Below are 12480 nucleotides of genomic sequence, written 5' to 3' on the forward strand. Positions count from 1 at the left end.
AACGCGCGAACCGGCCCGGCTCCCCGTACGGGGGGCCGGGCCGTCGTCGTCCTCGGGACGCTCTGCGGGCACCCACCTGCGCCGACGACGCGCGTCGACGGCGTCCGCTGACGGCGTAACGGCGCCGGAAACACTGCCCTCCCCGCCACAGTTGGAACGGACAGCAACCCATCGCCCCGCCGACCGGCGACGGGACGTCGTGGTCCGCGACTACAGTGGAATGACCGGTGCCCCCCAGCGCCGACGGATGTCGGGTGCTCCTTCCCATCACCAGGGAAGGGCAGTGCCGGACCAGCCGGTCGAAGGAGAATGAGCAGATGTTCGAACGGTTCACCGACCGAGCCCGCCGCGTGGTCGTCCTCGCCCAAGAAGAGGCGCGGATGCTCAACCACAACTACATCGGCACCGAGCACATCCTCCTGGGCCTGATCCACGAGGGTGAGGGCGTCGCTGCCAAGGCACTCGAGTCCCTTGGCATCTCGCTCGAGGGTGTCCGCCAGCAGGTCGAGGAGATCATCGGACAGGGCCAGCAGGCGCCGTCCGGTCACATCCCCTTCACCCCGCGGGCGAAGAAGGTGCTCGAGCTGTCGCTGCGCGAAGCGCTGCAGCTCGGCCACAACTACATCGGCACCGAGCACATCCTGCTCGGCCTGATCCGCGAGGGCGAGGGCGTCGCCGCCCAGGTCCTGGTGAAGCTCGGCGCCGACCTCAACCGTGTCCGCCAGCAGGTGATCCAGCTGCTCTCCGGCTACCAGGGCAAGGAGCCGGCCGCGGCCGGCGGCCCCGCCGAGGGCACGCCGTCGACCTCGCTGGTCCTCGACCAGTTCGGCCGCAACCTGACCCAGGCCGCGCGCGACTCCAAGCTCGACCCGGTCATCGGGCGCGCCAAGGAGATCGAGCGGGTCATGCAGGTCCTGTCGCGGCGGACCAAGAACAACCCCGTCCTCATCGGCGAGCCCGGCGTCGGCAAGACCGCCGTCGTCGAGGGCCTGGCGCAGGCCATCGTCAAGGGCGAGGTGCCTGAGACGCTGAAGGACAAGCAGCTCTACACCCTCGATCTGGGCGCGCTCGTCGCCGGTTCCCGCTACCGCGGTGACTTCGAGGAGCGGCTGAAGAAGGTCCTGAAGGAGATCCGCACCCGCGGCGACATCATCCTGTTCATCGACGAGATCCACACCCTCGTCGGGGCCGGTGCCGCCGAAGGCGCGATCGACGCCGCCAGCATCCTCAAGCCGATGCTCGCGCGCGGTGAGCTCCAGACCATCGGTGCCACCACGCTCGACGAGTACCGCAAGCACCTGGAGAAGGACGCCGCTCTCGAGCGCCGCTTCCAGCCCATCCAGGTCGGCGAGCCGACGCTGCAGCACACCATCGAGATCCTCAAGGGTCTGCGCGACCGCTACGAGGCGCACCACCGGATCAGCATCACCGACGCCGCCCTCGTGGCTGCCGCGACGCTGGCCGACCGGTACATCTCCGACCGGTTCCTGCCGGACAAGGCGATCGACCTGATCGACGAGGCCGGTGCCCGGATGCGCATCAAGCGCATGACGGCCCCGCCGGACCTGCGCGAGTTCGACGACCGGATCGCCGGCATCCGCCGCGAGAAGGAGTCGGCGATCGACGCGCAGGACTTCGAGAAGGCCGCGTCGCTGCGCGACAAGGAGAAGACGCTCCTCTCCGAGAAGTCCGAGCGCGAGAAGCAGTGGAAGGCCGGCGACATGGACGTCGTCGCCGAGGTCGACGACGAGCAGATCGCCGAGGTCCTCGCCAACTGGACCGGTATCCCCGTCTTCAAGCTCACCGAGGAGGAGACCACTCGTCTGCTCCGCATGGAGGACGAGCTCCACAAGCGGATCATCGGCCAGGAAGAGGCCATCAAGAGCGTCAGCCAGGCGATCCGGCGCACGCGTGCAGGTCTCAAGGACCCGCGCCGTCCGGGTGGCTCCTTCATCTTCGCCGGCCCCTCGGGTGTCGGTAAGACGGAGCTGGCCAAGGCGCTGGCCCAGTTCCTCTTCGGTGAGGACGACGCCCTCATCCAGATCGACATGGGCGAGTTCCACGACCGGTTCACCGTGTCGCGGCTCGTCGGTGCCCCTCCCGGCTACGTCGGTTACGACGAGGGTGGCCAGCTGACCGAGAAGGTGCGGCGCAAGCCGTTCTCGGTGGTCCTCTTCGACGAGATCGAGAAGGCGCACGCCGATGTCTTCAACACACTGCTGCAGGTGCTGGAGGACGGCCGGCTGACCGACGGCCAGGGCCGGATCGTGGACTTCAAGAACACGATTCTGATCCTGACCACGAACCTCGGGACGCGGGACATCTCCAAGGCCGTCGGCCTCGGCTTCCAGGCCGGGAACGACACCGCCAGCAACTACGAGCGGATGAAGCTCAAGGTCAACGAGGAGCTCAAGCAGCACTTCCGGCCGGAGTTCCTCAACCGCATCGACGACATCGTCGTGTTCCACCAGCTCACCGAGGCCGAGATCGTCAACATCGTCGACCTCATGCTCGAGCGGGTCGAGGGCCAGCTGGCCAACAAGGACATGTCGCTCGAGGTCACCCCGGCGGGCAAGGCGCTGCTCGCGGCGCGTGGCTTCGACCCGGTGCTGGGTGCCCGGCCGCTGCGCCGGACCATCCAGCGCGAGATCGAGGACGCGCTGAGCGAGAAGATCCTCTACGGCGAGCTGACCGCGGGTCAGATCATCGTGGTCGACGTCGAGGACGGCGAGGACGGCGCTCCGCAGAAGTTCACCTTCCGCGGTGAGGCCAAGCCGGTCGACCTCCCCGACACCCCGCCGGTGGCCCTCTCGGGCGCCGAGAGCGGGTCCGACGAGGAAGGCCCGTCCCTCAAGAAGTCCGAGGGCTGACCGACCGCACGCCGCCAGGGCCGCCCCCACCGCACGGTGGGGGCGGCCCTGTCGTCTGTCGTTCGCCCGCTGCGGATGATCAGGTCACCTGATCACGTGGGGTCCTGGCTCACCGTCGACAGTGAGTCAGGACCCTTAACGATCAGGTGACCTGATCAACTTCTAGGCGGGGAGGGTGAAGAGACCGTCGTCGGTCTGCTCGACCAGGCCGTCGGTCAGCAAGGAGCCCAGGCAGCGCGACCGCTGGACGGCGTCGTCCCAGACGGCGTCGAGTGCCACGGCCGGCACGGGCGCATGGGCGGCGCGCAGGACGTCGAGCAGCCGCCCGCGCACCTGCCGGTCGGTGCCCGCGAACTTCTGCACCCGGCGCGGCGGTCCGTCGTGCGGCGGGGACCCGGCCAGGACCCACGCGCAGCGGTCACGGACCGGGCACGCACCGCAGCGCGGCGGCCCCGCGACGCAGACGAGCGCGCCGAGCTCCATGGCCGCCACCGAGAACCTCGCCGCCCGCACCGGATCCGGCGGGGTGAGTGCGGCGATGTCGGCCAGATCGGCGGCGCGGGCGTTCCCGGCTTCGGCCCGCCCGTGCACCAGCCGGGCCACCACCCGCCGGACGTTGGTGTCGACGACCGGCTGCGGGTGCCCGTAGCCGAAGCAGGCGACCGCCCGCGCGGTGTACGTGCCGACGCCGGGCAGGGCCTCCAGCGCGGCGACGTCGTCGGGCACCACACCGGCGTGCCGGTCGACGACGGCCACCGCAGCCTCCCGCAGCCGCAGGGCCCGCCGCGGGTAGCCGAGCTTGCCCCAGGCGCGGATGACCTCGGCCGGTGAGACCCCGGCCAGCGCAGCGGGCGTGGGCCAGCGGTCCATCCACTCCCGCCAGACCGGCTCCACCCGGGCCACGGGCGTCTGCTGGAGCATCACCTCGCTGACCAGAACGGCCCAGGCGTCCACACCGGGCCGCCGCCAGGGCAGATCGCGGGCAGCACCGGCGTACCAGTCGACGATGACCTCACCCGGGCTGTCGTCCGCACGGGAAGGGGAGCTGCTCACGGGATCCCAGTCTGCCGTGCCGCCGCAGCGGCGTGCCGAGCCGTACCGGCCCGGAGCCGCCCGATAGCGTTCCCCGGGTGTTGCACCCGGTCGGCAAGTTGCCTGCCGCCGTCTACTGGCGGCGCCGGTTGCTCCTGCTGACCCTGCTGCTCGCCGTCCTCGGCGGCGCCGCCTGGCTCGGGGTCACCCTGCTGGCCGGCCGGGACGGTGCCAGCGGAGCCTCGTCGACGGCCGGCTCCTCCCGCCCGGTGCCTGCCCTGGAGCGCGTGGTGCCCTCGCTGAGCGCCGTCGCGACGCCGACCCCGCCACTCGTGGCGCCGCCGGCCGACGCCGTCGTCACGGCCGCCGCCGTGCCGGACCCCGTTGCGGGCGGACCGTGCACCGACGACATGCTCGGTCTCGAGGTCCGTAGCCCGGGCACCGCCGCGGTCGGCAGCAAGCCCACCTTCGAGCTGCTGGTCTCCAACGTCTCGGCCGTGCCGTGTGTCCGCGCCCTGGACAAGGGCCTGCAGGAGCTGCTGCTCTTCGACCTCTCGGGCAACCGGATCTGGGGCAGCAACGACTGCTTCCCCGAGACGAGCAGCGACCCGCGCACGCTGGCGCCGGGTGAGGTCGTCGCCATTCCGCTCGTCTGGGGTGGGCTCACCAGCGAGCCGACCTGCACGGCCGCGCGCGCGAACCCCGGGCCCGGCGACTACGTGGTGCGCGGCCGCCTGGACACCAAGGTCTCGCCGGACGCGCCGCTCACCCTGGGCTGAGCGTCGAACGGTCCGGCTGGCGGCGGCCGAAGAGGAAGTACGCGAGCGGGGCGCCGCCCACCGAGTTGACGAGGACGACCACGGTGGCCCAGACCCACTTCGAGCCCCGGATCTGCACGGCCGGCCGGCGTCTGAGATCGGCCAGCGCCGCGATCTTGAGGAGACCCTCGACGACGCTGCCGAGCACGATCAGCCTGCGGTTGCGCTCGCTGAGATCACGCCAGCGTCGTGTGGGCATCCTGAGTCCTCCGGCTCGTGCCGCTCGCTTCAGCTGTAGCGGTCGAGGATCGAGGTCTCGGCCAGCCGGGACAGCCCCTCGCGGATACCGCGGGCCCGTGCCTCCCCGACACCTTCGACGGCCAGCAGGTCCTCGATGGTCGCGGCCAGGAGCTTCTGCAGGCCGCCGAAGTGGTCCACCAGCCGGTCGATGATGCCCGACGGCAGCCGCGGCACCCGGTTGAGCAGGCGGTACCCGCGGGGGCTGACGGGGGAGTCGAGAGCGTCCGGTGACGTCGGCAGCCCGTAGCAGCGGGCGACGGCGGACAGGTCGAGCAGCTCGGTGGCCGTCAGCGCGCGCAGGTCGGTGAGGACCTGGTCGATGGTGCGCGGACGCCGCCCACCGCCCGGCAGGTAGTCACGGACGAGGAGACCGCGGTCCTCCTCGACCCCGGCCAGCATCTCGTCGAGCTGGAGGGCCAGCAGCCGGCCGTCGGTACCCAGTTCGACGACGAAGCCTTCGATCTCGTCTGCGATGCGCCGCACCATCTCCAGGCGCTGGCTGACGCTCATCGCGTCGCGGACGGTGACCAGGTCCTCGATCTCGAGCGCCGACAGGGTGCTCGCCACCTCGTCGAGGCGCAGCTTGTAGCGCTCCAGGGCGGCCAGGGCCTGGTTGGCCCGCGCCAGGATCGTCGTGGGGTGCTCGAGGGTGTACCGGCGCCCGGCCACGTAGACGCTGATGATGTGCATCGACTGGCTGACCGAGATCACCGGGAAGCCGGTCTGGATGGCGACCCGCTCGGCCGTCCGGTGCCGGGTGCCCGACTCCTCGGTCGGGATCGTCGGGTCGGGCATCAGGTGCACCCCGGCCCGGACGATGCGGGTGCCGTCGTAGGAGACGATCACCGCGCCGTCCATCTTGGCCAGCTCGCGCAGCCGGGTCGCCGAGAGGGCGACGTCCAGGGCGAACCCGCCGGTGCAGAGGGACTCCACGACGCGGTCGTAGCCCAGGACGATCAGGGCTCCGGTCCGGCCGGCGAGGATGCGCTCCAGACCGTCGCGCAGCGCGGTCCCGGGGGCGATGCGGCCGAGGAGTTCGCGCAGGGCGACCTCGGGGTCCACGTCGGCGGGCACGCGCGCTCCTGACGGTCGAGTGGTACGGCGGCCGAGTCTACGTGTCCCGGGCGACCGGTAGCGCCGTGGTCGCGACGCGTAACGAGACTCTAGAGAGCTAGAACAAGCGCTGGAAGGCGGTACCCAGGTCGGGCACCTCGACCAGCCGCATCCCGGGCGGGGCGGCGCCGGCGTCCGGGGGGACGAGGGCCACCTTGTAGCCCTGCCGGGCGGCCTCGGCGAGGCGCCGTCCGGTGCCACCCACGCGGCGGATCTCGCCGGAGAGCCCGACCTCGCCCAGCGCCACCATCCCCTCCGGCAGGGCGCGGTCCTTCGACGCCGACGCGATCGCGAGCGCGAGTGCGAGATCCGCGGCGGGCTCGGCGATGCGCACCCCGCCGACGGAGGCGGCGAAGACGTCGGCCTCGGCGAGCTTCACCCCGCCGCGGCGCTCGACCACGGCGTTGATCATGGCCACCCGCTGGGCGTCCAGGCCGCTGACCGCCCGCCGCGGCGAGCCGCCACCTCCGGTGCTCGCGACCAGGGCCTGCACCTCGGCCAGCAGCGGCCGGCTGCCCTCGAGGGTCACGGTCACGCAGCTGCCCGGCACCGGCGCGGTCCGCCGGGAGACGAAGAGCGCCGAGGGGTCGGACACGCCCACCACCCCGGCGTCCCCGATCTCGAAGCAGCCGATCTCGTCGGCCGGACCGAAACGGTTCTTGATGGCCCGCACGAGGCGCAGCGACGAGTGCCGCTCCCCGTCGAAGGAGATGACGACGTCGACCAGGTGCTCCAGCGTGCGAGGTCCGGCGATGGCGCCGTCCTTGGTGACGTGGCCGACCAGGATCGTCGTCATCCCGCGGCTCTTCGAGACGGCGGTCAGCGCACTGGCCACCGCGCGGACCTGGGTCGCTCCGCCGTCGGTGCCGTCGCCGGGGGAGCGGACGGTCTGGACGCTGTCGAGGACCAGCAGCGTGGGGTTGACCTGCTCGATGTGGCTCAGGACGGCGGCCAGATCGGTCTCGGCGGCCAGGTAGAGCCGCTCGTGCAGCGCGCCGATCCGCTCGGCCCGGAGCCGGACCTGCCCGGCCGACTCCTCCCCGGACACGACCAGCGCGGGCCCGTTCGAGGCGGCGACCCGGTGGGCGACCTCGAGCAGGAGCGTGGACTTCCCGACTCCCGGCTCGCCGGCCACGAGCAGGACGGCGCCAGGCACGAGACCGCCGCCGAGGACGCGGTCGAACTCCTCGATGCCGGTGGGTACGGCGCGGGCGCCGGCCAGTTCCACCTCGGCGATCGGCCGGGCGGGTGCGGTCACCGGGCCGGCGGACACCGCGCGCAGGGACGCCGCCGTGGCGCCGAACTCCTGGATGCTGCCCCACGCCTGGCACTCCGGGCAGCGGCCGACCCACTTGGCGGAGGCGTAGCCGCATTCGGAACAGCGGTGGGCGGGACGGGCGGTCTTCACTCCGGCGGGCGGCACGACATCGACGCTAACCCCGGGGTCGGACAGTTCCGGGGAGGACGCGGATCGCGGCCGGCTCAGCCCTCTTCTGCGGTGCGCTCTTCCTCGTGGAAGTCGAAGGCCTCGCCGCGCGTCCCGTCCTCGCTCGACGTGGCGACGGTGAGCGGGAGGGTGATCTCGCCGGCGTTCTCGAAGGTGAAGGTCACCTCGATGTACTGCCCGCTGGTGAGGTCCTCGTCGAGGTCGGTGAGCGTCACGGTGAACTCGTCACTGCCCACGAAGACCGACGTGCCGGCCGGGATCTCGATCTCCCCGTCGGAGCCGCGGGACCCGGTGCTCGTGCCGGTGCCCGAGCTCTCGATCTCCGCGGAGCCGAAGCCCTCGCCGTCGACCCCGACCAGGGTGTCGGCCTCGGTACCGCCGTTCACCAGCGCCACCTGCAGCTCGGCGTCGTCGCCCCGCTCGTAGCTGCCGCTCCGGGGGTTCACCAGTTCGGCCTGGCGCACGGAGATCTCCCCGACCTGGCCCTGGGCCCCGGTCTTGTCGCGCTCCTGGGAGGCCGTCTGCGTCACCTGCCCCGCGCTGCAGGCGGACAGCACAACGGGGGAGAGGAACAGCACGCCCATGGTGGCGGCGCGCAGCGCGCGGTTCACAGCCGTCGACCTCCAGCAGGAAACATCGGGCCACCGCGGGATCGGCGGCACGGGGTCGAGCGGAGCGTAACGGGCGGGCCGGGCGGTCTGCCCGGAGGGAACCCTCATCGTCGGCGAGTCCGCCCATCAGGTCCGGTCCGCGCGTCGCCCTGCCGATCCAGAAGGGGATCAGGTTTCGGGCGAAGGAGGGCACGTGCGAACGGGACTGCCCTTCGACGACGTCCTGGCGGCGGCTCAGGCCGGCGCGGCGTGGGCCTTCGAGGTGCTCTACCGCAGCCTGTCGCCGTCGGTCACCGGCTACCTCCGGCTGCACGGGGCGGTCGAACCCGACGACCTGGCCAGCGAGACCTTCATCGGCGTCTTCACCGGGCTGCCGGGATTCTCCGGGGACGAGGACGCGCTGCGCGCCTGGGTGTTCACCATCGCCCACCGCCGGCTCATCGACGACTGGCGGCGCCGCAGCCGCCGTCCTCAGGTCGCCGACGACCCGGGCGACCTCACCGAACTTCTCGGGGGCGACGTCGAGGACGACGCCCTGGTCGGTGTCGGCACCGAGACCGTCCACCGGTTGTGCGCCGCACTCCCGGACGACCAGCGCTCGGTCCTCCTCCTGCGGATCCTCGCGGACCTGACCATGGAGCAGGTGGCCTCCGCGATGGGCCGCTCGGTCGCATCGGTGAAGGCACTCCAGCGCCGCGGGCTCCGGGCGCTGCGCACCCAGGTGGAGAACGCCGAGGAAAGAGTCGGCGCGAACGCGCACCCCTACGAGTCACTCCGGCGATGACAGGAGTGAGATGACCACAGCAGCCGACGACACCACCGACGAGGCCGCCTTCGAGGCGTTCCTCGCCGGACGGCCCCTGCCCGAGGAGGCGGACGGCGGAACTTCCGCCGTCGCGGCCTTCGCCGGTGCGGTCCGGGCGACGGCGACCCTGCCGGGACGGCCGAACGCCGCTCTCGCCGACCTGCTGGCCAGCGGTCTTCTCACCGACCAGTCGAGCCCGTCCACCCGGACGGCCCCATCGGCCGGGAGTTCGCCGCGGCGCTCCCGGGTCCGGAGACGGAGACGCTTCGCCATGTTCTTCCCCGCCCTGCTCGCCAAGTTGCTGTCCGCCGGTGCCGTCGCGCAGGCGGCCACCGGCGCGGGCGTCGTCCTCGTCGCCTTCACCGGAGCCGGTGCCACCGGGGTCCTGGGCGACAACGTCCAGGACACCCTCTCCACCGTCGTGGGCGCCGCCGACGAGACGACCGACGACGTGACGACGCCGGACGAGACGCTCACCGCCGACGAGACGACGACCGACCCCGGAGAGGTCGAGGTGCCGGAGGTCGTGACCGAGGTGACGGTCGAGGCCGAGTTCACGCCAGAGGAGTGGGCGGCGAACGGACCCGTCGAGGGCCAGAAGTTCAGCGACTGGGTGCACGCGGCATTCCCGGACGGCAAGGCCGACGGCCAGGTCGTCAGCCACTGGGCGCGCCTGAAGCACGTGGACCTCGAGGAGGTCGACGGGATCGAGGACGTCGAGGGCATCGACGACTCGGACACCAACCAGCCGACCGCCGAGGTCGAGGCGGAGACCGAGGACGCCGGGGAGGACTCCCGCGGCAACGGAAACGGTCACGGCGGGCACGGGAACGGCAATGGCAACGGGAACGGCCGCGGGCACAACTGACCCCGGCGGGGCTGCGGTCAGCTGATCGCAGCCCCGCCGAGCAGCAGCAGCACGACGTCCTGGACCGTCAGCAGCATGACGGCGGGAAAGGCCAGGCGGCGGAAGCGAAGAGTCCCGGCCAGCGCGGCGATGGCGACCGCGGGCACCGCGAGACCGAGGCCGATCCAGCCCGCGACCGTGGGAGGGCCGTCCGGGCCGACCACGAGCACGACCGACGCAGCCCCCAGCAGCAGCGCGGCGGTCAACGCCGAGACGCGCGCACCGAGCCGGTGCGGGAGGCCGCGCACGCCGGTCGCCAGGTCGTCCTCCAGGTCGGGCGCGACGTTGGCCAGGTGCGCCGCCGCGCCCAGCGCCCCGCCTGCGGTGACGAGCCACCAGGGCGCGATCGGCGTCCCGGGCGCGGCCGCGACGACGCCGGCGGGCAGGGCGCCGAACCCGGTGACGTAGGGCAGCAGGGACGCCGCGGTCCGCTTCAGACCCGCGTTGTAGGCCCAGCCGCTCGCCACCAGGACGAGCAGCAGCAGCCCCGGGAGGACGCCGAGCAGGAGCGACAGGACGACGGCCACCGCGGCCGCGACGAGGGCCGCCGAGCGCAGTCGTGTCGGCTCCACCGCTCCCTGGACGACGGGCTTGTCGGCCCGTGCGACAGCCCGGTCGCGGTCGGCGTCGAGCCAGTCGTTGCTCCAGCCGATGGACGCCTGACCTGCGAGGACGGCGACGCAGACCAGTGCCACCCGCGCGCCGGGAAGTCCCGCGGCGACCGCCAGGAGGGTCGCGACGGTCGTGACGGCGAGCGCCGGCCCCAGGTGGGTCGCGAGGGCCAGTGCGCGCAGGGTGCGGAGCGGCCCACCCGCCGTCCGAGGCACATCGGTCACGCTGTGTCAACCCCTCCGACGTCCCACATCAAGGCCCTGACCTGCAGATTTACGGCCCGGGGCAGATCCGTTCGTCAGTCTGCCGTGGTAACCTAGGGACAGCGAAAGGGGTCACATCCACATGGGCTTCACTGTCGGCGAGACCGTCGTTTACCCGCATCACGGTGCCGCACTGATCGAGGCGATCGAGCAGCGCACCATCAAGGGCGTCGAGAAGGCCTACCTCGTGCTGAAGGTCGCTCAGGGCGACCTCACTGTGCGCGTTCCGGCTGACAACGCAGAGATCGTCGGCGTGCGTGACGTCGTCGGCCAGGAGGGCCTGGACAAGGTCTTCGAGGTCCTGCGCGCTCCGCACACCGAAGAGCCGACCAACTGGTCGCGTCGCTACAAGGCCAACCTCGAGAAGCTGGCCTCCGGTGACGTGAACAAGGTCGCCGAGGTCGTCCGCGACCTCTGGCGCCGTGACAAGGACCGTGGGCTGTCGGCCGGCGAGAAGCGCATGCTCTCGAAGGCCCGCCAGATCCTGGTCAGCGAGCTCGCGCTCGCCGAGGGCACCAACGAGGACAAGGCCGAGATCCTTCTCGACGAGGTCCTCGCCTCCTGAGCACGCTGCACCACCCCAGAGACACCCAGACCACTCCCGTGCACGCTGTCGGCATCGTCGCAGCGGCCGGGAGTGGTCTGCGTCTGGGGGCAGAACTGCCGAAGGCGCTCGTGCCGCTGGCCGGCCGCCCACTCGTGTGCTGGGCCGTCGACACCCTCCGCGCCGGCGGCGTGGCGCAGGTCGTGGTCGTCGTCCCGGCCGACGAGCGGGCCGCGTTCGCGGCGGTCCTGGCCGCCGACGTCGTCGTGGTCGACGGCGGCGCGACCCGCACCGCGTCCGTCCGTGCCGGCCTCGTGGCTGCCGCCGAGGACGCCGACGTCGTCCTCGTCCACGACGCAGCCCGCCCGCTCACCCCGCCGGACGTCGTCGGCCGGGTCCTGACCGCACTGGCCGACGGCGCCCGCGCCGTCGTGCCCGTCCTGCCGGTCGCCGACACCGTCGTCGTCGTCGACGAGGGCGGCGTGGTGACCGACGCCGTTCCCCGGGCGCCGCTGCGCCGTGTGCAGACCCCCCAGGGCTTCGACCGCGCCACGCTCGTCGCCGCCTACGCCGCGCTCGAGGACGACGCCGAGCACACCGACGACGCGTCCGTCCTCCGCGCGGCGGGCGTTCCGGTGCATACCGTCGACGGCGACGAGCGGGCCGCCAAGGTGACCGTCGCGCACGACCTGTTTCTCGCGGAGCTGCAGACATGACCGATCTTCCCCGCGTCGGCATCGGCACCGACGTCCACCCGATAGAGCCTGGGCGCGCCTGCCGGCTGGCCGGCCTGGAATGGCCCGGCGTCGACGGCTGCGCCGGGCACTCCGACGGAGACATCGTGGCCCACGCGATCACCGACGCGGTCCTCTCCGCTGCCGGGCTGGGGGACATCGGGGGGCTGCTCGGCACCGACGACCCGCGCTGGGCCGGCGCACACGGCAATGCCGTGCTGGAGCACGTCCGGGAGGTGCTCGCCCAGGCCGGGTGGCGGGTGGGCAACGTGGCGGTCCAGATGATCGCGACCACCCCGAAGCTGGGTCCTCGGCGGACCGAGGCGGAGTCCGTGCTCTCTGCGGCGCTCGGCGCTCCGGTCAGCATCAGCGCCACCACCAGCGACGGGCTGGGGCTCACCGGTCGCGGCGAGGGCCGGGCGGCGGTAGCGACAGCGCTGGTGCTCCGGGAAAGAAGAGCGCGCCGACGCCCGTAGACTCCCCC

General features: G+C 72.3%; 13 protein-coding genes. 7 read left to right on the forward strand and 6 right to left on the reverse strand.

Annotated features, from left to right (window positions below):
- Nucleotides 1–317: 317 nt before the first annotated feature.
- A complete protein-coding gene (locus tag E4P38_RS03990; protein ID WP_135130433.1) occupies nt 318–2870 on the forward strand; it encodes an ATP-dependent Clp protease ATP-binding subunit in 2553 nt (850 codons plus the stop codon).
- 162 nt (nt 2871–3032) lie between these two features.
- On the opposite strand, the gene E4P38_RS03995 is transcribed toward E4P38_RS03990, so the two are convergent.
- Nucleotides 3033–3923 (reverse strand): A/G-specific adenine glycosylase, encoded by an 891-nt coding sequence (locus tag E4P38_RS03995; protein WP_135130435.1) that lies wholly within the window; start codon nt 3921–3923, stop codon nt 3033–3035.
- Between the two features lie 77 nt (nt 3924–4000).
- On the opposite strand from E4P38_RS03995, the gene E4P38_RS04000 reads away from it, so the two are divergent.
- Nucleotides 4001–4681 carry a MucR family transcriptional regulator gene (locus tag E4P38_RS04000; protein ID WP_135130436.1) on the forward strand — a complete coding sequence of 227 codons (681 nt, stop codon included), beginning with the start codon at nt 4001–4003 and terminating at the stop codon, nt 4679–4681.
- Here the strand turns inward: E4P38_RS04000 and E4P38_RS04005 are convergent.
- The 4 genes from E4P38_RS04005 to E4P38_RS04020 form a co-directional block, all read right to left on the reverse strand.
- Entirely contained in the window at nt 4668–4919 is a 252-nt protein-coding gene (locus E4P38_RS04005; protein ID WP_135130438.1) for a PLD nuclease N-terminal domain-containing protein, read from the reverse strand. The genes E4P38_RS04000 and E4P38_RS04005 overlap by 14 nt on opposite strands.
- A gap of 29 nt (nt 4920–4948) precedes the next feature.
- Nucleotides 4949–6034, reverse strand: a complete 1086-nt coding sequence (gene disA / locus E4P38_RS04010) for a DNA integrity scanning diadenylate cyclase DisA (RefSeq protein WP_135130440.1) — start codon at nt 6032–6034, stop codon at nt 4949–4951.
- 97 nt (nt 6035–6131) lie between these two features.
- Nucleotides 6132–7496, reverse strand: coding sequence for a DNA repair protein RadA (gene radA, locus E4P38_RS04015; protein ID WP_135130442.1), 1365 nt, complete (start codon nt 7494–7496; stop codon nt 6132–6134).
- A 59-nt stretch (nt 7497–7555) separates the two neighbouring features.
- Nucleotides 7556–8131 carry a copper chaperone PCu(A)C gene (locus E4P38_RS04020; protein ID WP_135130444.1) on the reverse strand — a complete coding sequence of 192 codons (576 nt, stop codon included), beginning with the start codon at nt 8129–8131 and terminating at the stop codon, nt 7556–7558.
- A gap of 193 nt (nt 8132–8324) precedes the next feature.
- On the opposite strand from E4P38_RS04020, the gene E4P38_RS04025 reads away from it, so the two are divergent.
- A complete protein-coding gene (locus E4P38_RS04025) occupies nt 8325–8915 on the forward strand; it encodes an RNA polymerase sigma factor (protein WP_167760439.1) in 591 nt (196 codons plus the stop codon).
- Between the two features lie 10 nt (nt 8916–8925).
- Complete coding sequence (locus E4P38_RS04030) at nt 8926–9804, forward strand: hypothetical protein (protein WP_135130447.1); 879 nt, start codon at nt 8926–8928, stop codon at nt 9802–9804.
- A 17-nt stretch (nt 9805–9821) separates the two neighbouring features.
- Here E4P38_RS04030 and E4P38_RS04035 read toward each other — a convergent pair whose 3' ends face one another.
- On the reverse strand, nt 9822–10679 hold the full coding sequence (locus tag E4P38_RS04035; protein ID WP_245160766.1) for a UbiA family prenyltransferase: 858 nt from the start codon (nt 10677–10679) through the stop codon (nt 9822–9824).
- A gap of 121 nt (nt 10680–10800) precedes the next feature.
- Here E4P38_RS04035 and E4P38_RS04040 point away from each other — a divergent pair, with 121 nt between their 5' ends.
- The 3 genes from E4P38_RS04040 to ispF are packed head-to-tail and all read left to right on the forward strand — an operon-like array spanning nt 10801 to nt 12472.
- Nucleotides 10801–11283 carry a CarD family transcriptional regulator gene (locus tag E4P38_RS04040; RefSeq protein WP_029431001.1) on the forward strand — a complete coding sequence of 161 codons (483 nt, stop codon included), beginning with the start codon at nt 10801–10803 and terminating at the stop codon, nt 11281–11283.
- A gap of 38 nt (nt 11284–11321) precedes the next feature.
- Nucleotides 11322–11978 (forward strand): 2-C-methyl-D-erythritol 4-phosphate cytidylyltransferase, encoded by a 657-nt coding sequence (gene ispD, locus E4P38_RS04045; protein ID WP_135130448.1) that lies wholly within the window; start codon nt 11322–11324, stop codon nt 11976–11978.
- Nucleotides 11975–12472, forward strand: coding sequence for a 2-C-methyl-D-erythritol 2,4-cyclodiphosphate synthase (gene ispF / locus E4P38_RS04050; RefSeq protein WP_135130450.1), 498 nt, complete (start codon nt 11975–11977; stop codon nt 12470–12472). The genes ispD and ispF overlap by 4 nt, the downstream gene beginning before the upstream one ends.
- Nucleotides 12473–12480 lie beyond the last annotated feature (8 nt).

Source organism: Blastococcus sp. CT_GayMR16 (genome assembly GCF_004570875.1).
Taxonomy (GTDB): Bacteria; Actinomycetota; Actinomycetes; order Mycobacteriales; family Geodermatophilaceae; genus Blastococcus_B.

Bases quoted from the DNA above. Each gene is read 5' to 3' on its own strand.
- E4P38_RS03990 (WP_135130433.1), top strand. From the start codon at position 318: ATGTTCGAACGGTTCACCGACCGAGCCCGCCGCGTGGTCGTCCTCGCC.
- E4P38_RS04005 (WP_135130438.1), bottom strand. From the start codon at position 4,919: ATGCCCACACGACGCTGGCGTGATCTCAGCGAGCGCAACCGCAGGCTG.
- E4P38_RS04030 (WP_135130447.1), top strand. From the start codon at position 8,926: ATGACCACAGCAGCCGACGACACCACCGACGAGGCCGCCTTCGAGGCG.
- E4P38_RS04040 (WP_029431001.1), top strand. From the start codon at position 10,801: ATGGGCTTCACTGTCGGCGAGACCGTCGTTTACCCGCATCACGGTGCC.
- ispF (WP_135130450.1), top strand. From the start codon at position 11,975: ATGACCGATCTTCCCCGCGTCGGCATCGGCACCGACGTCCACCCGATA.